This is a genomic window from Salimicrobium humidisoli (assembly GCF_002295105.1).
GTDB classification, from domain to species: domain Bacteria; phylum Bacillota; class Bacilli; order Bacillales; family Halobacillaceae; genus Salimicrobium; species Salimicrobium humidisoli.
This window is the reverse complement of the sequence record NZ_NSGH01000012.1, coordinates 68,485-91,922: the sequence shown is the minus strand read 5'-3', so window position 1 is coordinate 91,922 and position 23,438 is coordinate 68,485. Positions and strand designations below refer to the sequence as shown.

Genomic DNA, 23,438 nt, shown 5'->3' with positions numbered 1-23,438 from the left:
ATACAACGCCACCATCGCAAATTCTGCCTCTGGAGACTGGAAAGACCGATATCGAAAAAGCTCCGATCATCTTTTTACGATGATCGGAGTTTTTTTACTACGAGTCCGAGTTAGTTATGTCCCAGACCCTATCTGCAGTACTATTGATAAAAGAAACCGGCTCCCGGACCGATCGGCCATCCGAAGGCCATCCATACGAAAAGCATGATAATCCAGATGATGAAGAAACCGATGGAATAAGGAAGCATAGTGGCGATCAACGTACCGATTCCTACGTTTTTGTCGTATTTTTGGGCAAAAGCGATAACAATGGCAAAATACGGCATCAATGGTGAAATAATATTAGTTGTCGAATCCGCTATACGATAGGCAAGAGTAGTCAATTCCGGTGAATAACCGAGCTGCATCATCAGCGGGACGAATACCGGTGCCATAATCGCCCATTTGGCGGAAGAGCTCCCGATGAACAGGTTGATGACAGCCGCAACGATGATGAAGGCGACGATCAGCCCTAAACCTGTGAATCCGATGGAATCAAGGAAGTCAGCTCCTGTTACAGCGAGCACTTTACCCATGTTCGTATGGTTAAAGTAAGCCACGAACTGTCCTGCCGTAAATGCAAGGACGATGTACATCCCCATCGTAGCCATCGTTTCCGAAAGCTGATTGGCCACATCTTTATCGTCTTTAATTGCGCCCGTAATTTTCCCGTAAACAAATCCCGGAATGAAAAACAGGATGAGAATGACAGGAACGAGACTTTGGAAAAATGGAGAAGCGAGAAATTCATCAGGGTTACGCAGCGGTCCCCAGCTCGGGAGAATGAGCAGGGATAAAAGCCCGACCGTAACAATAAGAGCAGCGAGTGCTCCCCACAATCCTTTTTTCTCATTGTTCGTCAAGTAGTTTATTTCATCATCCGAAGACCCGGTGAAAGATCCGAGGCGCGGCTCGACCAGCTTATCGGTAATGAGAGTACCTACTATGGTAAGCACAAATACAGAAGCGATCATAAAGTAGTAGTTCATCGTATATAAAATGGATTCTGCATAAGCCGGATCGATCGTCTGGGACGCCTGGATCGTCAGGTCGGCGAGTAACGGATCGAGGGAAGTCAGAAACAGGTTGGCGCTGTAACCGGCAGACACACCTGCGAATGCAGCAGCGAGACCGGCCAACGGATGTCTGCCAAGCCCTGCGAATAGAACGGCTCCGAGTGGCGTCAAAACAACGTAACCGGCGTCGGAGGCCATACTGGACATAATTCCGGCGAAAACGAGAGCTGCCGTAAGAAGGGACTGTGGAACCGAAGTTACGAGACCCCGCAGCATAGCACTTATAAGTCCGGATCGTTCCGCCACACCGATACCTAGCATTGTTACCAGAACGGTTCCGAGCGGAGCGAAGCCGACGAAGTTTTCTACCATTGATTCGAACATGTACTGGATACCCGAAGCGGAGAGAAGGTTGACCACTTCCAGATTTTCTCCGGTGGCCGGATCCTGCACCTGTACGTTTATAGCAGATAATATTGCTGAAAGCACCACTACAAGCAAGGCGAATATTGCAAACAATGTAATGGGGTGCGGCAATTTGTTCCCTATTTTTTCAATCCAGTCAAGAGTTTTCATCAAAAACCCTTTTTTAGAAGTTCTTTCCATAGCTGACTTCCTTTCTTTAGTGTAATGCTGTATATACTTGAGAAAGTATAGTAAACGAGTTGTCTGAAAGAAAGTCTTTTGCTAAAAGTCTAACTAGGAAGATTATTATCAAAACAAAGAAAATTGAAAAATGATTTGTAAGACGTGCTATAATAATGAATAACCATTCATTACGTATCGGAGGTTACATATTGAAAACTATAAAAGACAGTCTATATACGATTACCGTACCTACCCCCTACGCTGTAGGGGACGTTCATTTATACGTCCTGAAAGGGGAGCGCATTACACTGATCGATGCCGGTGTCCGTTCCGATGAAGCGTGGGAAGCTTTCAGAAGTCAGCTTGCCGGCTATGATCTGCGACCTGAAGATATCAGCCAGGTGGTCCTCACTCACCATCATCCCGATCATGTCGGGCTCGTGGAGTATCTACCTAACGTAAAACAATGTCTTGCACATCGGGCTGCATCCCCCTGGATAGACAGGGACGACCGGTTCTCTTCCCGGTACGTTTCTTTTTTCGAAGAGTTTTATCGGAAGAACGGAGTACCGGAAGCATTGATTGATAAGCTCGGGGAAGCTCCTGAAAAGCTGAAGGAGTTTCCGGTGTTCACCCTTACCGGTACTTTGAAAGAAGGCGAGACGATCCCCGGTCATTCCGACTGGGAAGTGATAGAGACCCCGGGCCACGCCCAGAGTCACATTTCTTTATTCAGTAAGGAGGACGGGGTAATGATAGGGGGAGACCATCTCCTGTACCACATTTCGCCGAACCCTATTATTGAGCCTCCTTTCCACGGGAACGAAAGGACCAGACCTCTGATTCAGTACCGGGACTCTCTTAAGAAATTATTTCGTTACAATGTAAAGGAAGTAATGCCAGGCCACGGCCCCCGTTTTAACAATGCTGAAGAAATTATCAGGAAAAGACTTTCCCAGCAGGAAGAACGCGCAGACAAAGTCTACTCCATTATAGAGGACCAGCCTTCGCATTCTTTTGATATAAGCCGTAAGCTGTTTCCGCGACAATATAAAAAACAGTACCCGCTTACTATGTCGGAAACTGTCGGACAGTTGGATTTTCTCGAAGAACGTGGGAAAATCTACAGGGAACGTTCAAAAGGAGTGGATTTTTATTTCATCAGTGAAGAGTCTTAATAATAGAAAAGTATTAGTAACCGGAGCTTCCAGAGGAATCGGCATGTTTACTGCACTGCACCTTGCCGGGGAGGGGGCGGTTCCCGTTCTTGCGGCCAGGGACGGCCGGAGACTCGAATTGATCTCCCGGTTCATAGAAGAGTCGTATGGGATAAAACCCTACATTCACACGGGGGACCTGGGCCGGGAAGCTGACAGAAAGAAACTCATCGAGTATGTTAAGGAAAACCACAAAGATTTATCCGGTCTCATAAATAACGCGGGTTTTGGAAGTTTTGAACAGCTTCAGTCCGAGCCCTGGTCGAAAAGCGATATGATGATCCGGCTGAATGTGACTGCTCTGATTCATATAACTAAAGAACTTCTACCTTTACTCAAAAGCAATGATGGCCACATTGTTAATGTCGCTTCGCAGTCCGGAAAGATAGCTACGCCGAAAGCCGCAGTTTATACAGCGACGAAGCACGCTGTTGTGGGTTTCACTAATTCTCTGCGTATGGAAGTCGATGGCGTTAGTGTAACCGGAGTGAATCCGGGACCGGTGGACACCAGCTTTTTCGACCGGGCCGACCCGACCGGAGGTTACCGCATTTCTGTCGGGAAAATTATGCTCAACCCTAACATAATCGCTGCTAAAATGGTACACACCTTCATCTCTTACAGGAGAGAGATCAACGCTCCGGTATGGATGGAAGGTGCAAGTAAACTTTACCAGCTTATGCCCTCGACTATAGAAAAAGTGTTCTCCGCCCAGTTCCATAAAAAGTGATGATTATAGTCTGCCCCGGGTCAGTGCATATCTGAAGTTGAAAAACATTACAAAACGCGGGCATCATACTATAATTAAAGGGAAAGGGGAGGATGTTATGCATATTCAATTCACGGATGAAGCAAGTAAGCTTCTTGATGGATTAATGGCAGACTCGGGAAGATCAGTCCTCAGACTCGAGTATGATACGGACGACTGCGGGTGCGGGGTGAATGGAGTACCACTGATGAGACTGGATGATAAAACTGACTCTACGGATATGCACGTTGAGAGCGACAGATACACTGTCGTCATGAACGGAGAGCAGTCTTTGTTCTTCCGCAAGAATATGGCTGTGGAAGTATTCAAAGGAGCATTTCGTCTTAAAAGTGATGAAGGAATACTGAACCCTGTCATTTCTGTAAAACAGGTGAAAGAAAAAGCGGAAGCTTTCTAATAAATCAGCTTCGGGGTATCAGAGCCGGCTTGCGGCCGGAATGTGAGAATAAGAAAGCTGCCGCAGTGCGGCAGCTCTTTTTAGTATCTGTGATTTTTATACTGGAGCGGTTTACTGATCGACTGCATCTGTTGGTACAGATGTTCCTGCAGCGGCTTTGCCTTTTCATAAGCCTGTATATTTTCTTCCACCTGAGCAGGGGTGCTCGCCCCGAAGATACAGCTGGCTACCGTTCTGTTATTCAGTATATACTGGAAGCTTTTAGCGTTTTCCTCGGTACCGGCCAGTTGACTCCATTGTTCTGTGAAGAGTTTCAACTCTTCGTAACTGTACTCGAGAAAGCCTTCTTTCCCTTTACTCTGCACAACTTCTCCGGCGCTGCCAGAAAGCATCCCTTTTGCCAGAGGGCCACGCGCCAGCACAGAGACGTTATACTCATCTAATAGTGGAAATAATTCTTCGGGTCTGCGGTCCAGAAGACTGTACTGCATCATAACGGACACGATGGAGGAATGCTCCAGATACTGCTTGATCACATTCGGACGGATGGAGGATATACCGTATTCACGGATAAGGCCCTCCTGTTTTAAATCTTCGAATGTATCGATGATTTCATCTGCGGAATCGTCGATTGTGCCGCCATGGAGCTGATACAAATCGATGTAGTCGAGGTCCATACGGTGAAGACTGTCTTTCAGCCCTTCTTTGATGTGCTGTGGAGAAGGGTCCCACTCCCACGTTTCTTTTTCCTTGTCGAAATTGTTGCCGACTTTCGAGCCGATTACAACCTGATCTCTTTTACCCTGAACGGCCTTACCGACTATCTTTTCATTTTCCCCGAAAGAGTACAGGTCTGCCGTGTCGAGATAATTCACTCCGTTATCAAGAGCTGCAGTAATAATGTCTTTCGCTTTATTCTCTTCGGTGCCGATGGACATACATCCAAGTCCCAATTCCGAAATATGAAGATCGGACGAACCGATTTGTCTTTTCTGCATGATTTTCATCCTTTCCTGTATAGTAGATTTCCCCTAAACTTATAATAGCTGAAAACTTAGAGGTGATAAATGATGAAGGAAGATTTCAAAGAGAACACAATCTCCACAGAAGAAATATACAAAGGAAAAATAATTGATGTAAAGGTGGACACGGTACAATTACCCGACGGTAACCAATCAAAACGTGAGATTGTCAATCATCCGGGGGCGGTGGCAGTCCTGGCAGTTACCGGAGAGGATAAAATAGTCATGGTGAAACAGTACAGGAAACCGCTTGAGAAATCCCTGCTTGAAATTCCGGCGGGCAAACTTGAAAAAGGGGAAGATCCTGAACGCACGGCAATCCGTGAACTGGAGGAGGAAACGGGGTATTCCAGCGGGAGTCTGAAATTGATCAATTCTTTCTATACATCCCCGGGTTTCGCTGATGAACTGGTTTATCTTTATCTGGCCGAGGATCCCTGGAAACTGTCCGATAATGTAGCCGGAGACGACGATGAATTCGTAACCGTGGAGGAGTTGACTCTTGAGGAGGCATTCCGGCAGGAAGAAAAGGAAATCATCCACGACGCCAAAACCTCTTATGCTTTACTCTATGCCAGGCTCTTTCTGTTTCCTGGAGGAGACTGAATCTCCGTAGTAAAGATGAAGATAGGTCGTCTGATTTGTCCACGTCCTCTGTAATCTTTTATGCCCGGCCTTACGTACTCAGTGAGAATGAGTGATGATAAGTATTTATTATATTATAATGATTATCAATAACAGATAATAATTATTTTAATTTGACACTGAGAACGACTTTGCTATAATTAAATTGAAATAGGAAAGAGGGGCGGTTGTATGGAACATCGATTAGAAAGAATCAAAAAACAATTACACTCCCAAAGTTACAAATTGACGCCTCAACGGGAAGCTACCGTCCGCGTTCTGCTGGAGAACGAAGCTGATCATCTGAGTGCAGAGGATGTTTATCTGCTCGTGAAAGAGAAAGCCCCCGAAATAGGGCTGGCCACCGTATACCGGACTCTGGAATTACTTTCGGAGTTGAAAGTGGTTGATAAAATCAACTTTGGTGATGGAGTTTCCCGATATGATTTAAGAAAAGAAGGAGCAGAACACTTCCACCACCATCTCGTCTGTACGGAGTGCGGTTCTGTCGAGGAAATCGAAGAGGACCTACTTGAAGAAGTCGAGAAAGTCGTGGAAAGTGACTGGAAGTTCCAGGTGAAGGATCATCGCCTCACTTTTCATGGTATATGTAAAGTTTGTCAGGAAATCACTGTTACTAACAGCGTGTCCAATTGAGGGCATTGCACTATAAATCGGAAGAGGAGTTTCAGCTATGTGGGACGATTTCAACGATTTTCTCCATTACTTAACAGTTGAAAGGGGGCTGTCTGATAACACAGTGCAGTCCTACAAGAGAGATTTGAAACAGTACTTCTCCTATTTGAAGGAAAGAGAGGCGGTCACTGATTTCGATCAGGTTACGAGGCATCATATTATGCAGTACCTTTATACACTGAATGATAAAGGGAGAAGTCCCTCCACCATTGCCAGACTTCTCTCTTCCATACGTCTGTACCATCAGTTTCTTGTGCGTGAAAAGAAAGTGGATAAAGATCCAAGTTTACATATAGAAACACCGAAGAAAGAAAGGAAACTTCCCAAAATACTTTCCAGTCAAGATGTGGAAAAATTATTGAACCTGACGGTGACGAACTCCCTCGATGCCAGAAATAAAGCTATGCTCGAAATGCTTTATGCCACCGGGTTGCGGGTCTCGGAACTTGTTTCCCTGAAAGTCTCCGATCTTCATCTGACCATGGGATTCGTTCGCTGTCTCGGGAAAGGGGAAAAGGAGAGAATTGTCCCGCTTGGGGATATGGCCCGGGAAGCTGTGGAAAAATACTTGCAGGGAGCACGTCAGGCACTCGTTAAAAAGAAGAAAACGGAAGAATTGTTCGTTAACCACCACGGAAATGCGCTTTCCCGGCAGGGCTTCTGGAAAATATTGAAAGCGGTTGCCAGGGATGTAGGAGTAAATAATGAGATTACTCCTCACACATTACGGCATTCTTTCGCTACTCATCTGCTGGAGAATGGTGCGGATCTTCGTGCGGTTCAGGAGATGCTTGGGCATGCGGACATTTCCACGACGCAAATCTATACTCACGTTACGAAAACGAGACTGCAGGACGTGTACCGTACTTTCCACCCCAGGGCTTAACTGGTACAATTGACTTACAGGTTATGTTGTCTGACATCTTACGACATATTTATGCTTATACTCCGGAAAAGACGGGAAATAAAATCAGCAGGAGGTATCAATTATGGATAAATTTAAAAGAGTGTTTTTAATAGTAATGGATTCAGTGGGGATCGGAGAGGCGCCGGATGCGGCTCAGTTCAACGATGAAGGCGCAGATACGCTCGGTCACATAGCCGAAAAAATGAACGGTCTGAAAATGCCTAATATCGGGCAGCTCGGATTAAGTAACATCAGGGAAATACCGGGTATAGATAAAGTTGAGCAGCCGAAAGCTCATTATACGACAATGATGGAAGCTTCCAACGGAAAAGATACTATGACAGGTCACTGGGAGATAATGGGGCTGTATATTGACAAACCTTTCCGTACTTTCCCTGAGGGCTTCCCGGATGAACTTCTGGATCAGATCAAAGAGAAAACGGGTCGTGGAATTGTAGGGAATAAACCTGCTTCCGGAACGGAAATAATTAAAGAACTGGGAGAGCACCATATGGAAACCGGTGATTTGATCGTGTACACGTCTGCAGATTCCGTTATCCAGATAGCCGCCCATGAAGATGTCATTCCTCCGGAAGAACTTTATGAAATCTGTGAATTCACAAGGGAAATCACGCGTGATGAAAAGTATATGGTGGGAAGAGTGATTGCCCGTCCGTTCGTAGGGAAACCCGGCGAATTTGAAAGGACGTCGAATCGTCACGATTACGCATTGAAACCTTTCGGGCGCACAGTGATGAACCACTTGAAGGATGAGGATTATGACGTCGTGGCTCTCGGTAAAATTTCGGATATCTACGACGGAGAAGGTGTCACGGAAGCGATCCGGACCGACGATAATGACGATGGAATGGATAAGTTCATAAAATCTATGGATGAAGACTTTGAAGGTCTCAATTTCCTGAACCTCGTGGATTTCGATGCAAAATTCGGTCACCGCAGAGATCCTGTCGGTTACGGCAAAGCGCTTGAAGCGTTCGATGAGCGCCTGCCGACAGTACTTGAAAAAATGAACGACGACGATCTTCTTATAATTACAGCGGATCACGGAAATGACCCTGTCCATCACGGTACTGACCACACGAGAGAACTGGTTCCTCTCATCGTTTATCACAATAATGTGAAACACGGCCAGGAGATGGATCAGCGCCAGACTTTTGCTGATATCGGAGCAACGGTAGCTGAGAACTTCTCTGTGAAAATGCCGGAATACGGAAAAAGTTTCCTGAAAAACATTCTTTGAAATATGGAGGTAATTAAATGAATACTGAAGCAGTTAAGGAAGCATCAGCTTTTATTGAAGGGAAGCTGGATAAGACACCGGCGATCGGTCTGATTCTCGGTTCCGGTCTCGGAGTACTTGCCGATGAAATAACGAACCCTGTTACTATTCCTTATAAAGATGTGCCACATTTCCCGGAATCGACCGTCTCCGGTCATAAAGGTCAATTGGTTATCGGTGAACTTGAAGGTAAACAGGTGATCGCCATGCAGGGACGTTTCCACTATTATGAAGGTTATACGATGAAAGAAGTGACGTTTCCGGTAAGGGTCATGAAATCACTTGGTATTTCGGATCTGTTCGTTACGAACGCCGCCGGCGGTATCAACGAAAGTTACGAACCCGGGCAGCTCATGATCATAAAAGATCACATCAATCAGATGGGAGACAACCCGCTTATAGGTCCGAACGACGATTCGATGGGGGTCAGGTTCCCGGACATGTCGGAAGCTTATGACAGAACCCTTATTGAGACGGCACAAAATAAGGCGGACGACCTCGGGCTTAAAGTGGAGCAGGGGGTATATGTCGGCAATACCGGTCCCGTGTATGAAACGGCTGCCGAAATCCGTATGCTCAGAACGCTCGGCGGGGATGCGGTCGGCATGTCGACTGTGCCGGAAGTTATAGCGGCGAATCATGCAGGTCTCAGAGTTCTCGGTATTTCGTGTATATCAAACATGGCTGCAGGCATCCTTGATCAGCCCCTGACTCACGATGAAGTGATAGAGACGACTGCAAGGGTGAGGGAAGACTTTCTCAGTTTCGTTAAGGCGGTCGTGAAAGCTGTATAACAATTCCCTTTCGGAAGCAAATGGTGAAAATATAATTTCTCGGCTACACGTGCGGAGAAGTGAACCACAGGAAGGTGACTCTACATGAGAATGTATGACATTATCGTAAAAAAAAGAGAAGGTAATATACTGAGTGAAGAGGAAATCAGATTTTTTATTAACGGATACACGAACGGAGAAATCCCTGATTACCAGGCTTCCGCTCTAGCTATGGCGATTTATTTTCAAGGAATGAATGGAAAAGAAACGGCTGCGCTAACCCAGGCAATGGTAGACTCAGGCGAAAAAATAGACCTGAGCGACATTGAAGGCCACATTGTCGATAAACACTCCACAGGCGGGGTAGGGGATAAAGTCACTTTTATCATCGGCCCGCTGGTTGCTTCCCTCGGAGTTCCCGTAGCAAAAATGTCCGGTCGTGGTCTCGGTCATACCGGAGGAACGATTGACAAGTTAGAAGCGATAGAGGGATTCACTACTGAAATAACCAAAGAGGAATTTGTCAGAAATGTAAACACCCATAAGCTGGCGGTAGCCGGCCAGACGGGGAACCTGGCTCCTGCGGACAAGAAATTGTATGCCCTGAGAGATGTGACCGGTACGGTGAACGCTCTTTCCCTGATTGCAAGTTCCATCATGAGTAAAAAACTGGCCTCAGGCGCGGACAGTATTGTACTTGATGTGAAAACGGGTTCCGGTGCATTTATGAAAACAGTAGAAGACTCTGAAGCGCTTGCCAGAGAAATGGTTACCATCGGTAATGAACTCGGTAAAAATACAGTAGCTGTTATCAGTGACATGAACCAGCCGCTTGGTTTTGAGGTCGGAAACGCAAATGAGATAAAAGAAGCGGCTGAAATTCTTAAGGGAAGTGATGTGAAGGACCTTCGTGAACTTTCGCTTGAGATTGCTTCCCAGATGAGTGTTCTGGCAGGGGCTTTCGATAAACCGGAAGCTGCCAGAGAGGCGCTTGAAGAGAACATATCCAACGGAAAAGCCCACGCAAAACTGAAAGAATTCATTGAAGCCCAGCACGGAGCCGGGGAAATGATTGATGATCTGAGTAAGCTACCACAGGCTGAATACCATGTGGAGGTGCCGGCTGAAACCGGCGGGTATGTAAATGAGATTGATGCGGAATCCATCGGAGTAGCCGCGATGTATCTCGGCGCAGGTCGTCAGACGAAAGACGATAAGATCGATCACAGTGTCGGTATCACCCTCAAGAAGAAAATCGGCGATAAAGTGGAAGAGGGAGAGCCTCTCGTTGTTCTTCACAGTAATATGAAAGAACCGGAAGATTCAGTGGAGAAAGTGAAGAAAGCTTACACCATTACTTCCGAGAAAAAAGAGGCCCCGATACTACTTCATAATATCATCAAGTAGTACCGTTATATGGGCGAATGCTGCCCGGGATGGCTGTCGAAATTTATTTCGGCAGCCTTTCCTTATCATTACCCGCTTTTTATCAGATTTTGTAAGCTCCCGTTCTCCGGTACCGGACTTAATATGTTGTAGGTGTAAGACGATTATGATAAATTTATAAATATTATTTGTATTCAAATAAATTCGGCTGCAGCATTCCTTGAATTTTTTGAAGGTGCAGCTCTGTCAAAGAAACTGCAGGTGTACTTAACGGAAGGACGGGTGTAATTGGAACATTCCACAAATACGGCAGGAATACTTGAAATAGGAGGGGTGGATGTTTCCACGTTGAAAAAAGAATACGGAACCCCTCTTTACGTTTATGATGTAGGAAGGATAAGACAGAATGCAAGAGCTTTTGTAGAAACGTTTGAACAGGAAGGTATACCGGCCCAGGTAGCTTATGCCAGCAAGGCATTCTCATCCATCGCCATGATTCAGGTGGCGGATGAAGAAAAGCTGAGCCTGGATGTAGTTTCCGAGGGAGAGCTTTATACTGCTCTCGAAGCAGGTTTTCCGGTGAAAAAAATACACATGCACGGGAATAATAAAAGCAGATCAGAATTAAAAATGGCCGTGGACGCTAAGATTGGGTGCATCGTAGTAGATAACTTCTATGAGATAGCTTTGCTTGAAGAAATTCTTGAAGAACAGAATACAACGATGGACGTACTTCTCAGAGTGACACCTGGTATAGAGGCGCACACGCATGACTACATTTTAACGGGACAGGAAGATTCCAAGTTCGGTTTTGATTTAACGAGTGGTCAGGCGGACCGGGCCTTCACTTCTCTCCTGGAATCAACCGGAATGAATGTCATCGGCCTGCATTGCCATATCGGTTCCCAAATTTTTGAAACGAGCGGGTTTTTGATGGCCACAAGGAAACTGTTTGATATAATGAAGAAGTGGAAAGAAGAACATGGCTATGAAGCGAAAGTACTCAATCTGGGGGGAGGATTCGGAATCCGCTATACGGAGGATGATGATCCGCTAAGCCTCAATGAGTACGCCCGGGCTCTTATGAGCGAAGTGAAGTTCCAATCGGAAACGCAGAATTATCCTATGCCCGAGATCTGGATAGAACCCGGGAGAGCGATAGTGGGGGATGCCGGAGTAACGCTTTATGAAGCAGGTTCAGTAAAGGAAATCGAAGGGGTGCGTACCTATCTGTCGGTGGATGGTGGTATGACCGATAATATACGCCCCGCTCTTTATGATGCCAGGTATGACATTAAAGCGGCAGAAAGGATGCACGAGGAAGAGAGGCGTACGTATGCCATAGCGGGTAAATGCTGTGAGTCCGGGGATATGCTGATATGGGATGCGACGCTTCCTGATATTACTCCCGGCGACACGCTGGCAGTATTCAGTACCGGGGCTTACGGTTATTCCATGTCGAATAACTACAACCGATTCCCTAAAGCGGCTGTCGTATTCGTAGAGAACGGCTCTCATCAGCTGGTGATCAGACGGGAATCCTTCGATGAGATAACGAGATTTGATCTGAATTTTAAAACAGGAGGAGATACTGATGAAAAACGGTTATATTGAATTTGAAAATGGCGAACGCATGGTTCTGGAACTTTATGAAGAAGATGCTCCCGGTACGGTGGAGAACTTCAAAAGCCTTGCAAACAGTAAGTTCTACGATGGCCTGACTTTCCACAGGGTCATTCCTGACTTCGTAGTACAGGGAGGGTGCCCGAGAGGTGACGGAACTGGCGGACCTGGTTATACTATCAAATGTGAAACAGATGACAATCCTCACCGGCACCAGAGAGGCACGCTATCCATGGCTCACGCAGGGAAAGATACAGGGGGCAGTCAGTTTTTCGTCTGTCACAGCCCTCAGCCTCATCTCGACGGAAAACACACGGTTTTCGGTCAGGTAGTTGAAGGAGTGGAAATCGTCGATCGTATTAATAAGGGTGACGTAATGAAAGAGGTCAGAGTGTCCGAATGACTGCCGGGAAAGCTATAACCGCTTGAATAATTTTTGAGAATGGAGTATGCTATTATCTGGGTCATTCCGGGAGGAATTCAATGCGTAAACGTAACATAAGGTTACTAATAATATTATTGATATTTTGTCTGGTTTTCGGACTGTACTACTGGTTTGGAGTAGTTGTTCAGTAGACCGGCTTTACATCAATTTCTAAGATGATTGAGGGGTCACTATGTTAATCAGGTTTAAAAAATCTTTTGAGAAAATTGCTATGGGGCTGCTGTCCTTTATGCCGGAAGCAAAAGATGTTAAGAAACTGCAGGACATTATCAAGGAATATGAGAATAATCAGGACTGGCATTTATATTTGTGGAAAGAGGGCGAAGACATTATAGGTGCCGCAGGCGTTCGCGTGAACGAGCGCGAAGCGATTATTCAGCATGTCTCCGTCAACCCGTCACATCGCAATAGTGGCATCGGGCGAAAAATGGTTGAAAAAGTAAGAGATAAATACCAGGGTTCCTACTCTGTCTGTGCCACTGAAGAGACAGAAGCGTTTATAGAAAAATGCAATAAAGCAAAATGAAAGAGCGCGGACTCCGCGCTCTTTTTTGTGGGTGGAAAAATGGGTTGTTGTCCTTACGGAAGAGTTTGCAGCCTCGTGTTATAATGAATTAGAACTTTATAGAGAAAAGGCTGATGTCCGTGAAAAGCGAGTATCATATAAAAGTAGAAGGTTTTGAAGGACCGATGGATCTGCTCCTTCATCTTATACAGAGACTTGAAATAGACATCCACGATATTCCTGTAGCTGAGATTACTGATCAGTACATGGAGTACATTCACACTATGAATGAGCTGGAACTTGATATAGCAAGTGAGTATCTCGTGATGGCTGCTACGCTTCTTGCAATGAAAAGCAGCACACTGCTTCCGGAAGAACCGGTCGATCCGGAAGAGCTGGAAAGCGAGGAGGATCCGAGAGAAGAACTTATGGAAAGACTTAAGGAATACAGGAAGTTTAAGTATGCGGCAGGGCAGCTGAAAGACAGGGAAGCAGAAGATAACGAAGTCTACTCCAGACCTCCGGTGAGTATAGAGGAGGGAGCCGGGGATGATCAGCAGGCTACCGTCTTTGATATGATCGAAGCTTTGCAGCGCATGTTTAATAAAACTGGATCTCCGTCTCCGGAAGTGGAGACAGGGGTGAAAAGAGATGAGATGCCCATTAAACGGACGATGGACCATATTCTTCAAAAGATACAGCAATCCCCATCCGGTATAACGTTTGAGAAACTTTTCTCCGCCCGCACAAGAACTGAAATGGTGAATACATTTCTCGCCCTGCTGGAACTGGTGAAAGATAAACAGGTTTTATGCAGGCAGGACGAACATTTTGAAGATTTATATATATTTAAACAGGGGGATAATCATGGGAGAGAGTAAGCTTGCGATTCTCGAGGGGCTGCTGTTTGCTGCCGGAGAAGAAGGGATGCATAAGAAACAACTTTCAGAAATACTGGAAATCCGGGAAAATGAAGTGGAGGAACTACTTGAAGACTGGAAGGAAGAGCTGCAGAATCCCGGGAGAGGGATCCGTCTGATGGAGTCGAGAGGAACGTACAGTCTGACGACGAAACCGGAATATGCGGCAGTCTATAAGAGATGGGGATACAAGAAAAATCATACGCGTCTATCTCAGGCTTCGCTGGAATCGCTGGCTATTATCGCCTACAGGCAGCCGATTACCCGGGTCGAAGTGGATTACATCCGCGGAGTGAAGAGTGATCAGGCGCTGCAGACACTCGCTGAAAGGCAGCTGGTGGAAGAAGCAGGTAGAAAGGAAACGGTAGGCAGACCCATTCTTTATAGGACGACCGAACACTTTCTTACTTACTTCGGTTTACAGTCACTGGAAGACCTTCCTGAATTGAAAGAAGCATTTCAGGAAGATTATTCGGCGGCTGAGAATTTTTTCGATTCTTTGGAAGAAGGGTGAAGAACCGGGGTGTGCCGGTTCATAGAGGTTATCATGTACAGAAACAGCCACAGATCCGACATATACATAACTTACAACGAAAAGGTTTTCACTGATTAGTCACAATAGATAAAGAAAAATTCTCAATGTTGGACTGCACTTGAAGATTGTTGGTATAATGGCTACGGATGCAGTATCAATGAATATAAAACGAATGTTTTCGATAAATGACCGCGTTGTCTTCGCAGCGTGGTCTCTTAAGTGGAGAAAAGAGGGAGTAGGTAAAAATGGAAAGATTGCAGAAAGTAATGGCCCAGGCCGGCGTCGCATCGCGAAGAAAATCCGAAGAACTCATCAAAGCAGGACGGGTGAAGGTCAATAATGAAACAATTAAGGAACTGGGAACCAAAGTGTCCTCTCAGGATGAAGTGGAAGTTGACGGAGTACCTCTTCAAAGGGAAGCCCCCGTTTATTTTCTGTTATATAAACCGAGAGGCGTCATCTCGAGTTCCAAAGACGACCGGGGCCGGCAAGTCGTAACCGACTACATTCCGGAGATCGACCAACGTCTATTTCCGGTGGGACGGCTGGACTACGATACGTCAGGGCTTATCCTTCTTACAAATGACGGGGAATTCGCCAATAAACTGATGCACCCGAAACATAAAATAGACAAAGTATATATCATCAAGTCCCGTGGCATACCGACCCGCGAACAGATGAAACAGCTGAAGCAGGGGATGGAGATCGAAGGTGAATTTTTTAAAGCGGAAGATGTAAGAATTACTTCGACCGATGGGAAAAAGAACACTGCTATCATTCAGATGACTCTTCATCAGGGAAAAAACAGACAGGTAAGGAAAATGTTCGACGCACTCGGAGTACCTGTCGATAAACTGAAAAGAGAACAGTACGGATTCCTGAATCTTCACGGACTGAATGCCGGGGACTTTCGCCCGCTGAAACCTCACGAAGTCAAGCAGTTACGCCAGCTTGCGGATGAAAATGTTAAATAATGTTCAATAAATTTAAAAAACACTCATGTTATAATGTCGGGGGGTGAGTGGTATGAGTGAAAAAACAGTAAAGAAAAAGAAAAAGCGACTTATTTTCCGTTCAACTCTGCTTGTAATTATGCTGAGTCTCGTGGTCTTCGCCGTAGCGTCTGCATTTCAGGAAGACGGCGTCTCTGTAGAGGAAGGCGAAAAAGCTCCGAATTTCGCCCTTAAGAAATTCGGGACCGACGAGACGGTAGAACTCGAAGATTACCGCGGGAAAGGCGTTATGATTAACTTCTGGGCTACATATTGCGAACCGTGTAAAGACGAAATGCCATACATGGAGGAACTGTATCCGAAATACAAGAAAAAAGGCGTGGAGATTCTCGCGATCAATTTGGATACTACCGATATAGTAGTCGAGCAGTTTATGAGAGAGTACCAGTTAACGTTTCCTATACTACAGGATAAGGATGGACAGGTGATGAATCTGTATAACATCGGTCCAATCCCCTCGACACTATTCATCGGTCCTGATGGAAAGATCGAGGAAACGGTCATCGGGCCGCTGACCTTGAGTAAACTGGAAGGTCACCTTCAGGATATAACTCCTTCTTCTTAAATATGGATAAAAATGTGGGGTATTTATATGAGTAAAATTACATGCGAATGCGGGCATGTGAACCCGGAAGGAACGGTGCTTTGTGAAGCCTGCGGGAAACCGTTCGAAGCAAACCAGCACCTGAATAACAATAAACCTGAGCAGTTGCTGAACATGAGATACGATGGCAGTGCGAGAAGGTCACAAACGTATCAGAGGACATTTATAGATAAAACGTGGAACTTCTTTTCTTCTGTAAAAATAGGAGTATCCATTATTATAGTAATCGTGGTAGCTTCCGCGTTGGGAACAATCTTCCCGCAGGAGATGTACCTGCCTCCAGGGTCGGACCCCTCTACCCACTATAAAGATCAGTACGGTATACTCGGACAGATATATTATCAGCTCGGGTTTCATAATCTATACAGCTCATGGTGGTACCTGCTTCTCCTTGCTATGCTCGGGATTTCCATCGTAATTGCAAGTATCGACCGTTTCGTACCCCTGTATAAAACACTGAAGAAACAGAAACCGAAACGTCATCCCAACTTCATGAAAAAGCAGCGTATCTTCGGTGAGACCGACTCGGGCAACATAGATTACAAAAAATTGAAAGCCAATCTGAAATCCAAAAGATATAATTTGTATGAAGAAGACGGAAACATACTGGCTGAAAAGAATCGTTTCTCCAGATGGGGCCCGTATGTTAACCACATAGGTCTGATTATCGTTCTTCTTGGTGCTATGCTGAGATTCGTTCCCGCTATGTATATGGACGAGTTTCTCTGGGTGCGCGAAGGAGAAACGAAACAGATTGTAGGTACCGATGGAATCTACTATATGAAAAACAAAGATTTCATTTTGGAAACTTACGATATGGAAGATGAGGGGAATTCCCAGTTCCGGGAGTCACTGCAGAAGCAGAGCGCTCCGGTTCCTGAAAACTATCAGACGAACGCAGTAATATATAAACGGACGGATCTTCCCGTCGTTCCGGGTAAAGAACCCGAACTTAAAAAGGTGAAAGAAGCGGAAGCGAGAGTGAACCATCCGATTCCGCTCGAAAACGGTATTTCTCTTTACCAGGCCAGTTATCAGCTGAACGAATTCTCTTCCATGACCTTCAAACTTCATGATAAAGGTGATGAGGATTCAAACTACGGAGAGTTTACGGTAGACCTGATCGAACCTAAAGATGAGTACAAGCTTGATAACGGTACTGTCGTCAGACTTGAAAGATACTTCCCGGAATTTGAACTCGACGACGGGGAACCGAAGCAGGTTTCGAAATTCCCGAGAAATCCGGCGTTCATCTTTGAAGTGGATGCTCCTGGAGAGGAAACGGAAGTAAGCTTTGCCGGTATCGGTGTGAACATAGATGCTTCCGGAAACAATGATTACAAACTCGGACTCACAAACTTCGAAACGAGGGACGTGACGGGACTTACGGTCAAAAAAGACTATACGCTGCCGATCATTGCCGTCGGAGCGGCTATATTCATGATAGGCGTCATCCAGGGGATGTACTGGAACCATCGTCGGATCTGGATTCAGCCAAAAGGTGCCGGAGTCTGGGTGGCCGGTCACACCAATAAAAACTGGTTCGCTCTTAAAAAAGATATCGACAGGACCCTTGAAGGAACGGGGATAGCTTTCCCGGTAGATCAACAGGAAGAGAAAGATGCGGAAGAAAGGAGGAAGGATGATGGAATTATCAGCGATTAGCAGTAATTTACTTTATGCCTCATTCTTCATTTATTTGATAGCCACTTTCATATTCGGTGCTACAGTGAAAATGACGAATGAGAAAACGAACAGAAAACTCGGGAACGTGGGGATCGGACTGACGGTCGTTGGATTTCTTACCCAGATAGGTTATTTCATAACCCGCTGGATCGCAGCCGGTCATGCGCCGGTCAGTAACCTTTTCGAATTCATGACGTTCTTCGGCATGATGCTTGTGTTCGGCTTCATAGTTCTGTTTCTTATTTACAGAATTACGCTGCTCGGTCTTTTCGCTTTGCCGGTGGCTCTTCTGGTCATTGCATATGCCAGCATGTTCCCGACTGAAATCAGTCCTCTCGTGCCTTCGCTCAAGTCTCACTGGCTATATATCCACGTGACGACTGCAGCTCTCGGACAGGCAATCCTTGCCATCAGTTTTGCTGCCGGCCTGATTTATCTCATTCGCCAGGTAAATCAGGAAAAAGCTACGAAACGGACAAGGTGGCTGGAGTTCGTCCTGTTCGCACTTATGAGTGCACTCGGGTACATAGTGGTGGCCTCCGGTTTTGGTGCTGCAGACTATAAAACGGTATTCGAAGCACCTGTCAATGAACAGATGACGGAAATTACTTACGAAATGCCTGCGATAGCCGGGCCGAACGGTGGAGAGCTGGTTACAGAAGGTGCTTTCGGACCGTTGTTCGAGACTCCGGGCTGGATGCAGGGAGTGAATGCTCCGGTTAAATTCAACACGATTATATGGTCGTTTTTGGCAGGACTTGTGATTTACGGTCTCTTAAGGTTAATACTGAGAAAAAGGATCGCTAAATCCATTCAGCCTTTACTGAAAAGTGCGAGTCCAAGACTGGTGGATGAAGTTTCTTACCGTTCCGTTGCTATAGGCTTTCCTGTATTTACCCTGGGAGCAATCATATTCGCTTCTATTTGGGCTCAGGAAGCCTGGGACAGATTCTGGGGATGGGACCCGAAAGAAGTGTGGGCCCTGATAACCTGGCTTTTCTATGCAGCATTTCTGCATTTGAGGCTTACGCGGGGCTGGGAAGGAGAACGTTCTGCCTGGCTTGCCGTTATAGGTTTCGCCATCATTATGTTCAACCTGCTGGCGGTCAACCTGATCATTTCCGGCCTACATTCTTACGCATAACGTTTAGACAGGGGACAAACTCCTGTCTTTTCTTTTAACATTCTTTTTATTATGATTGGACATGGGAGCGAGTATGCGGATTTTCAAAGAAATACTGCATTCATCCGGCGGAAGCCCGGGTGCCCTGCAGCGATTCTAATTCAATTTGAGGAGGGATTCCGATGGATCAGGGAGCCAGAATTTTAGTGGTGGATGATGAAGAACGTATCAGAAGACTTGTGAAAATGTACCTTGAAAGGGAAGATTATACCATTGAAGAAGCCGAGGACGGAGAGCGCGCTCTTCAAAAGGCTCTGCAGAATAATTACGACGTGATTTTACTGGATCTGATGCTTCCGGGTATGGACGGTATCGAGGTCTGTAAAGCCCTGCGTGAGAAAAAAGCGACACCGGTTATCATGCTTACGGCCAAAGGAGAGGAAGCGAATCGCGTGGAAGGATTTGAAACGGGAGCGGATGACTACATAGTAAAACCCTTCAGCCCGCGTGAAGTCGTGTTGAGAGTTAAAGCTCTGCTGCGCAGAGCATCAAGTACGAAGTTTCTGAACACGGATACCGAGGCGAGAAATATTATCGTTTTCCCTCATCTCACCATTGACAATGATGCTCATAAAGTGACGGCTCAAGGAAAAGAAGTTCCGCTTACGCCTAAAGAATATGAGCTGCTGCTGTATATGGCTGAACGTCCTAATAAAGTTTTCGACCGGGAACAGTTGTTGAAGGAAGTGTGGAAGTACGAATTTTTCGGGGATCTGAGAACTGTAGACACCCACGTCAAAAGACTCAGGGAAAAACTGAGTAAAGTATCGGCAGAATCGGCCGGTATGATTGCTACCGTGTGGGGTGTAGGATACAAGTTCGTGGTAAATAACGATTGATGTTCTGGCGCAGTGTAGTAGTAAAACTGTGGTTTACCATTTTGCTCCTTGTCTGTTTCGTTCTTATAATTCTGACAGTACTGCTGCTTCAATTTTTCGAGAACTTTCATGTGAATAAAGCTGAAGAAGAAATGCTCCGTACCGCTACGGTAGTGTCGACGCTTATAGACAGTGAACAACGACAGGATATTATCCGAAGTACTACAGACACCGTGAAATCAGCTTCGAGCCACGTGCTTGTCGTTCGTGGAAACGGGCAATCCTGGAAAGCGGAAAGCGATAGCGGTGACTTCAAAGAACTACAGAAACAGTGGTTTGAACAGGATGAAGAGCTGGCACGGGTAATATCCGGGGGAACGGAAGTGAAAAAAGTGGCTTCGGCTGACGGGAGGAAGTTTTTGGCTGTGGGTTCCCCCCTCTCGGGAGACAGGGGAGCTGTTTTCGTCTACAAACCCCTGGATTCTGTGGAAGAAACGACCCAGCAGACGACTAAAACTGTCTTTCTCGGTGCCGGTATAGCTATAGTATTGACTACGATTTTCGCTTTTTTCTTATCGACACGGATTACAGCACCTCTTATGAAAATGCGTAAAGGAGCGTTTGAGCTGTCGGAAGGCGAGTTCCATACAAAGATACCCATTATTACTCATGACGAAATAGGAGAACTGGCCATTGCATTCAACCGGATGGGCCGTCAGCTTAAGCAGAATATCGATGCGCTGAATCAGGAGAAAGAACAGCTCTCGGGCGTTTTGAAATCCATGGCCGACGGAGTAATCACCTTAAATCATAAAAGGAAAATACTGGTGACCAATCCTCCTGCGAAACAGCTGTTACAGTCGTGGAGATATGAGGAGGAGCTGGAGGAGGAAGAACTGCCTTCGTCCCTGCATGAACTGTTCGAATCTGTCATCACGGAAGAGAGGGAAGCCATGACGGAAGTCACTGTCCAGGGGAGGAACTGGGTGATCATCATGACCCCCCTTTACAGCAACACTACCATCAGAGGAGTAGTGGCTGTACTAAGGGATATGACGGAAGAACGAAGGCTCGATAAACTTCGTAAGGATTTCCTTGCAAACGTTTCTCATGAACTCCGCACTCCTATATCCATGATGCGTGGATACAGCGAAGCGATCGTCGATGAAGTAGCAACTACGAAAGAAGAGAAAAATGAGCTGGCTCAAATCATTCTGGAAGAATCCGAACGGATGGGTCGTCTTGTAAACGAACTGCTTGATCTTGCCAGAATGGAATCGGGGAACATTCAGTTGCATAAAGAGCCTGTGGACGTGAATCTTTTTCTCGATCGTATAGTGAATAAATTCCAGGGAGTGGCAGAGGAAACCGGTGTACAACTCCTTCATGAAAGATCCGGCCTTCCGGCAGGTACTGTCTCCATCGATTCCGACCGTATAGAACAGGTGGTAACGAACCTTCTGGATAACGCTATCCGTCATACACCGGAGGACGGTTCTGTACATGTTCACCTTCACGGAGGGGAGGACCATTTTGAAATAAAAGTGGAAGATACAGGTGCAGGTATTCCGGAGGAAGATCTTCCATTCATCTTTGAACGCTTCTATAAAGGAGATAAGTCCAGGAAACGGGCTCCTTCCGAAGAGAAGCAGGGAACGGGACTGGGTCTTGCTATTGCGAAGAATATCGTAGAGGCCCATAAAGGGAAAATCTCCGTTCAGAGTAAAGAAGGGGAAGGAACTACGTTCTATATATATCTGCCCGTAGAGAACTTGCCAAAATAGAACGATTCATGTAATGTTATAATTAATTGAATAATTTTCACAGGTTTTAGGGAATCCGGTGCGAATCCGGAGCTGTCCTCGCAACTGTAAATGTAACGAAACGATAAAATCCACTGTGGTGAAAGTTCGCCACGGGAAGGTATCGGAGTAGGATGACATAAGCCAGTAAACCTGTCTGTGAAGGATTCATTGCTTCGAGGATTGAGCGTTTGAGATGACCTGGACTATCAATGTATGTCGATATCTCAAGCCCGTCCTTTATGGACGGGCTTTTTTATGGCAGGTTGTTCCAATGCTTTTTCTTCTAAAATTTGAAGAAAGGGTGAAGTCGCATGGAAAAATTGAGGAATTATGCAGGAGTAGTAGCTTTGACACTTGTATTGCTTACGGGGTGTCAGGCGGAAAGTGAAACATCGGAAAGTCAAGAGGAGGGCAGCCAGTCTTCCCAGGAAATTGAAGCTACCGTGGAGCTGACGAAAAACCAGGGTGAAGAACAGGTGGAAGAAAAAGATATAACAGTGGAAGAAGGCACAGTACTGATGGATGCCATGGAAGAAAATTTCGAAGTGGAAGAAAAAGATGGATTCATTAATGGCATTGAAGGCATCTCCGCTGAAGAAGGGGAGAAAAAGGCCTGGGTTTATGACGTGAACGGTGAAGAAGCAACAGTCGGAGCTGCCGAGTATGAAATCGAGGACGGGGACGAAATACATTTTGATTTCCAGTCCTGGGAATGATCATAAATGCAGTGGAATACGTATAAATTAACTTTGATAACCATGCTTGCCGCAGTGGCCGTAGTGGGAAGGATTGCTTTTGCCGCTATTCCGAATGCCCAGCCGGTAACCGCTATAATCATTCTGAGCGGCTTCTGGCTCGGACCGCTGGCGGCGGTGATCACCGCTTTTCTGACCACCTTTCTGACAAATATGGTACTTGGTATGGGGATATGGACAGTGTGGCAGGTGACAGCCTGGGGACTTATAGGTATAGGGGCCGGGCTGCTCGGGAAATTCTTACCGAGACTCCCTGTATTAGGATTAAGCGTTTACGGCTTATTGTCAGGGCTGTTTTTTGGAGTGGTGATGGCATTTACAATGCGGGCGATCTCCCAGACATTCTGGGGATACTACCTTGCCGGAATTCCTTTTGACCTGATGCATGCTGCGTCGAATTTCGTGTTTATTCTGGTTTTCTATTCTGTATTCGAAAAGTTATTCATCAAATATGAGCGGCGTGCACAGCTCGCCAGCTGAAAATAATAAATGGTATAATAAAAGAAGGTGCCGGGAGCACCTTCTTTTGTTTATCAGTCTTCCTCTGGTATACTTCCATTAAAATTGGAGTTTGCAAGTTTGATGGACCCGGTCGGGCACCCCTCGTAAGCATCTTCGGCGTCAAGTTCCAATTCCTCCGCGATAGGTGTGTTTCCCTGATTATCGTCCGGCAGGAAATAGGCAAGCCCTTCATCGTCATAGTTGTATAGTTCCGGGGCAGCCATTCCGCACGCACCGCAGGCGATACATGTATCTTTATCCACGATCGAATAAAGCTTCATAAGTAATACCTTCTTTCTATAGTATCTCTC

At 46.0% G+C, this 23,438-nt stretch carries 25 protein-coding genes and 1 riboswitch; of the genes, 22 read left to right on the top strand and 3 right to left on the bottom strand.

The window, feature by feature from the left end; all coding sequences use genetic code 11:
• Nucleotides 1-140: 140 nt before the first annotated feature.
• Nucleotides 141-1,661 (bottom strand): AbgT family transporter, encoded by a 1,521-nt coding sequence (locus CKW00_RS08960; RefSeq protein WP_095822304.1) that lies wholly within the window; start codon nucleotides 1,659-1,661, stop codon nucleotides 141-143.
• 191 nt (nucleotides 1,662-1,852) lie between these two features.
• Here CKW00_RS08960 and CKW00_RS08955 point away from each other — a divergent pair, with 191 nt between their 5' ends.
• The 3 genes from CKW00_RS08955 (at nucleotide 1,853) to CKW00_RS08945 (ending at nucleotide 4,026) form a co-directional block, all read left to right on the top strand.
• Complete coding sequence (locus tag CKW00_RS08955) at nucleotides 1,853-2,821, top strand: MBL fold metallo-hydrolase (RefSeq protein WP_095822303.1); 969 nt, start codon at nucleotides 1,853-1,855, stop codon at nucleotides 2,819-2,821.
• Nucleotides 2,808-3,590: an SDR family NAD(P)-dependent oxidoreductase gene (locus CKW00_RS08950; RefSeq protein ID WP_095822302.1), complete on the top strand. Its 783-nt coding sequence runs from the start codon at nucleotides 2,808-2,810 to the stop codon at nucleotides 3,588-3,590. Before CKW00_RS08955 ends, CKW00_RS08950 begins: the two co-directional genes overlap by 14 nt.
• Nucleotides 3,591-3,687: 97 nt before the next feature.
• On the top strand, nucleotides 3,688-4,026 hold the full coding sequence (locus tag CKW00_RS08945) for an iron-sulfur cluster biosynthesis family protein (RefSeq protein ID WP_095822301.1): 339 nt from the start codon (nucleotides 3,688-3,690) through the stop codon (nucleotides 4,024-4,026).
• Between the two features lie 80 nt (nucleotides 4,027-4,106).
• Here the strand turns inward: CKW00_RS08945 and CKW00_RS08940 are convergent, their stop codons facing one another.
• Nucleotides 4,107-5,024 (bottom strand): aldo/keto reductase, encoded by a 918-nt coding sequence (locus tag CKW00_RS08940; protein WP_095822300.1) that lies wholly within the window; start codon nucleotides 5,022-5,024, stop codon nucleotides 4,107-4,109.
• 72 nt (nucleotides 5,025-5,096) lie between these two features.
• On the opposite strand from CKW00_RS08940, the gene CKW00_RS08935 reads away from it, so the two are divergent.
• The 19 genes from CKW00_RS08935 to CKW00_RS08845 all read left to right on the top strand — a co-directional run bounded on the left by CKW00_RS08935 (nucleotide 5,097) and on the right by CKW00_RS08845 (nucleotide 23,106).
• Entirely contained in the window at nucleotides 5,097-5,654 is a 558-nt protein-coding gene (locus CKW00_RS08935) for an NUDIX hydrolase (RefSeq protein ID WP_095822299.1), read from the top strand.
• A gap of 210 nt (nucleotides 5,655-5,864) precedes the next feature.
• Complete coding sequence (gene fur, locus CKW00_RS08930; RefSeq protein ID WP_008591296.1) at nucleotides 5,865-6,329, top strand: ferric iron uptake transcriptional regulator; 465 nt, start codon at nucleotides 5,865-5,867, stop codon at nucleotides 6,327-6,329.
• A gap of 37 nt (nucleotides 6,330-6,366) precedes the next feature.
• Nucleotides 6,367-7,254: a site-specific tyrosine recombinase XerD gene (xerD, locus tag CKW00_RS08925; protein WP_095822298.1), complete on the top strand. Its 888-nt coding sequence runs from the start codon at nucleotides 6,367-6,369 to the stop codon at nucleotides 7,252-7,254.
• Nucleotides 7,255-7,357: 103 nt separating this feature from the next.
• Nucleotides 7,358-8,536 carry a phosphopentomutase gene (gene deoB / locus CKW00_RS08920; protein ID WP_095822297.1) on the top strand — a complete coding sequence of 393 codons (1,179 nt, stop codon included), beginning with the start codon at nucleotides 7,358-7,360 and terminating at the stop codon, nucleotides 8,534-8,536.
• A 17-nt stretch (nucleotides 8,537-8,553) separates the two neighbouring features.
• Complete coding sequence (locus CKW00_RS08915; protein WP_095822296.1) at nucleotides 8,554-9,369, top strand: purine-nucleoside phosphorylase; 816 nt, start codon at nucleotides 8,554-8,556, stop codon at nucleotides 9,367-9,369.
• Between the two features lie 84 nt (nucleotides 9,370-9,453).
• Nucleotides 9,454-10,755 (top strand): pyrimidine-nucleoside phosphorylase, encoded by a 1,302-nt coding sequence (locus CKW00_RS08910; protein WP_095822295.1) that lies wholly within the window; start codon nucleotides 9,454-9,456, stop codon nucleotides 10,753-10,755.
• Between the two features lie 267 nt (nucleotides 10,756-11,022).
• Entirely contained in the window at nucleotides 11,023-12,348 is a 1,326-nt protein-coding gene (gene lysA, locus CKW00_RS08905) for a diaminopimelate decarboxylase (RefSeq protein WP_095822294.1), read from the top strand.
• Complete coding sequence (locus CKW00_RS08900; RefSeq protein WP_095822293.1) at nucleotides 12,329-12,760, top strand: peptidylprolyl isomerase; 432 nt, start codon at nucleotides 12,329-12,331, stop codon at nucleotides 12,758-12,760. The genes lysA and CKW00_RS08900 overlap by 20 nt, the downstream gene beginning before the upstream one ends.
• Before the next feature lie 214 nt (nucleotides 12,761-12,974).
• A complete protein-coding gene (locus tag CKW00_RS08895; RefSeq protein ID WP_095822292.1) occupies nucleotides 12,975-13,328 on the top strand; it encodes a GNAT family N-acetyltransferase in 354 nt (117 codons plus the stop codon).
• 113 nt (nucleotides 13,329-13,441) lie between these two features.
• Nucleotides 13,442-14,188 (top strand): segregation/condensation protein A, encoded by a 747-nt coding sequence (locus tag CKW00_RS08890; protein WP_095822291.1) that lies wholly within the window; start codon nucleotides 13,442-13,444, stop codon nucleotides 14,186-14,188.
• Nucleotides 14,175-14,741 carry an SMC-Scp complex subunit ScpB gene (gene scpB / locus CKW00_RS08885; RefSeq protein ID WP_095822290.1) on the top strand — a complete coding sequence of 189 codons (567 nt, stop codon included), beginning with the start codon at nucleotides 14,175-14,177 and terminating at the stop codon, nucleotides 14,739-14,741. Before CKW00_RS08890 ends, scpB begins: the two co-directional genes overlap by 14 nt.
• 266 nt (nucleotides 14,742-15,007) lie before the next feature.
• A complete protein-coding gene (locus CKW00_RS08880; protein ID WP_095822289.1) occupies nucleotides 15,008-15,736 on the top strand; it encodes a pseudouridine synthase in 729 nt (242 codons plus the stop codon).
• Between the two features lie 52 nt (nucleotides 15,737-15,788).
• On the top strand, nucleotides 15,789-16,340 hold the full coding sequence (gene resA, locus CKW00_RS08875) for a thiol-disulfide oxidoreductase ResA (protein WP_008587434.1): 552 nt from the start codon (nucleotides 15,789-15,791) through the stop codon (nucleotides 16,338-16,340).
• Nucleotides 16,341-16,367: 27 nt separating this feature from the next.
• Entirely contained in the window at nucleotides 16,368-18,044 is a 1,677-nt protein-coding gene (gene resB / locus CKW00_RS08870) for a cytochrome c biogenesis protein ResB (RefSeq protein WP_095822288.1), read from the top strand.
• Nucleotides 18,025-19,209: a c-type cytochrome biogenesis protein CcsB gene (gene ccsB / locus CKW00_RS08865; protein WP_095822287.1), complete on the top strand. Its 1,185-nt coding sequence runs from the start codon at nucleotides 18,025-18,027 to the stop codon at nucleotides 19,207-19,209. The genes resB and ccsB overlap by 20 nt, the downstream gene beginning before the upstream one ends.
• 161 nt (nucleotides 19,210-19,370) lie before the next feature.
• Nucleotides 19,371-20,087 carry a response regulator transcription factor gene (locus CKW00_RS08860; RefSeq protein WP_008587443.1) on the top strand — a complete coding sequence of 239 codons (717 nt, stop codon included), beginning with the start codon at nucleotides 19,371-19,373 and terminating at the stop codon, nucleotides 20,085-20,087.
• Nucleotides 20,087-21,850 carry an ATP-binding protein gene (locus CKW00_RS08855; RefSeq protein ID WP_095822286.1) on the top strand — a complete coding sequence of 588 codons (1,764 nt, stop codon included), beginning with the start codon at nucleotides 20,087-20,089 and terminating at the stop codon, nucleotides 21,848-21,850. Before CKW00_RS08860 ends, CKW00_RS08855 begins: the two co-directional genes overlap by 1 nt.
• 24 nt (nucleotides 21,851-21,874) lie before the next feature.
• A riboswitch (cobalamin riboswitch) is annotated at nucleotides 21,875-22,043 on the top strand.
• Between the two features lie 139 nt (nucleotides 22,044-22,182).
• On the top strand, nucleotides 22,183-22,587 hold the full coding sequence (locus tag CKW00_RS08850) for a DUF4430 domain-containing protein (protein ID WP_095822285.1): 405 nt from the start codon (nucleotides 22,183-22,185) through the stop codon (nucleotides 22,585-22,587).
• A 6-nt stretch (nucleotides 22,588-22,593) separates the two neighbouring features.
• Nucleotides 22,594-23,106 carry an ECF transporter S component gene (locus CKW00_RS08845; RefSeq protein WP_095822284.1) on the top strand — a complete coding sequence of 171 codons (513 nt, stop codon included), beginning with the start codon at nucleotides 22,594-22,596 and terminating at the stop codon, nucleotides 23,104-23,106.
• Between the two features lie 53 nt (nucleotides 23,107-23,159).
• On the opposite strand, the gene CKW00_RS08840 is transcribed toward CKW00_RS08845, so the two are convergent.
• Nucleotides 23,160-23,408, bottom strand: a complete 249-nt coding sequence (locus CKW00_RS08840) for a ferredoxin (protein WP_008587447.1) — start codon at nucleotides 23,406-23,408, stop codon at nucleotides 23,160-23,162.
• Between the last annotated feature and the right edge of the window lie 30 nt (nucleotides 23,409-23,438).

Excerpts from the sequence above, each read along its gene's own strand:
- CKW00_RS08880 (WP_095822289.1), top strand. The coding sequence starts at position 15,008 with ATGGAAAGATTGCAGAAAGTAATGGCCCAGGCCGGCGTCGCATCGCGA.
- CKW00_RS08900 (WP_095822293.1), top strand. The coding sequence starts at position 12,329 with ATGAAAAACGGTTATATTGAATTTGAAAATGGCGAACGCATGGTTCTG.
- CKW00_RS08960 (WP_095822304.1), bottom strand. The coding sequence starts at position 1,661 with ATGGAAAGAACTTCTAAAAAAGGGTTTTTGATGAAAACTCTTGACTGG.
- xerD (WP_095822298.1), top strand. The coding sequence starts at position 6,367 with ATGTGGGACGATTTCAACGATTTTCTCCATTACTTAACAGTTGAAAGG.
- CKW00_RS08860 (WP_008587443.1), top strand. The coding sequence starts at position 19,371 with ATGGATCAGGGAGCCAGAATTTTAGTGGTGGATGATGAAGAACGTATC.
- CKW00_RS08945 (WP_095822301.1), top strand. The coding sequence starts at position 3,688 with ATGCATATTCAATTCACGGATGAAGCAAGTAAGCTTCTTGATGGATTA.
- CKW00_RS08850 (WP_095822285.1), top strand. The coding sequence starts at position 22,183 with ATGGAAAAATTGAGGAATTATGCAGGAGTAGTAGCTTTGACACTTGTA.
- CKW00_RS08840 (WP_008587447.1), bottom strand. The coding sequence starts at position 23,408 with ATGAAGCTTTATTCGATCGTGGATAAAGATACATGTATCGCCTGCGGT.
- fur (WP_008591296.1), top strand. The coding sequence starts at position 5,865 with ATGGAACATCGATTAGAAAGAATCAAAAAACAATTACACTCCCAAAGT.
- ccsB (WP_095822287.1), top strand. The coding sequence starts at position 18,025 with ATGGAATTATCAGCGATTAGCAGTAATTTACTTTATGCCTCATTCTTC.
- CKW00_RS08915 (WP_095822296.1), top strand. The coding sequence starts at position 8,554 with ATGAATACTGAAGCAGTTAAGGAAGCATCAGCTTTTATTGAAGGGAAG.
- resA (WP_008587434.1), top strand. The coding sequence starts at position 15,789 with ATGAGTGAAAAAACAGTAAAGAAAAAGAAAAAGCGACTTATTTTCCGT.
- CKW00_RS08895 (WP_095822292.1), top strand. The coding sequence starts at position 12,975 with ATGTTAATCAGGTTTAAAAAATCTTTTGAGAAAATTGCTATGGGGCTG.
- CKW00_RS08855 (WP_095822286.1), top strand. The coding sequence starts at position 20,087 with ATGTTCTGGCGCAGTGTAGTAGTAAAACTGTGGTTTACCATTTTGCTC.
- deoB (WP_095822297.1), top strand. The coding sequence starts at position 7,358 with ATGGATAAATTTAAAAGAGTGTTTTTAATAGTAATGGATTCAGTGGGG.
- CKW00_RS08935 (WP_095822299.1), top strand. The coding sequence starts at position 5,097 with ATGAAGGAAGATTTCAAAGAGAACACAATCTCCACAGAAGAAATATAC.
- CKW00_RS08940 (WP_095822300.1), bottom strand. The coding sequence starts at position 5,024 with ATGCAGAAAAGACAAATCGGTTCGTCCGATCTTCATATTTCGGAATTG.
- CKW00_RS08910 (WP_095822295.1), top strand. The coding sequence starts at position 9,454 with ATGAGAATGTATGACATTATCGTAAAAAAAAGAGAAGGTAATATACTG.
- CKW00_RS08890 (WP_095822291.1), top strand. The coding sequence starts at position 13,442 with ATGTCCGTGAAAAGCGAGTATCATATAAAAGTAGAAGGTTTTGAAGGA.
- resB (WP_095822288.1), top strand. The coding sequence starts at position 16,368 with ATGAGTAAAATTACATGCGAATGCGGGCATGTGAACCCGGAAGGAACG.
- scpB (WP_095822290.1), top strand. The coding sequence starts at position 14,175 with ATGGGAGAGAGTAAGCTTGCGATTCTCGAGGGGCTGCTGTTTGCTGCC.
- CKW00_RS08845 (WP_095822284.1), top strand. The coding sequence starts at position 22,594 with ATGCAGTGGAATACGTATAAATTAACTTTGATAACCATGCTTGCCGCA.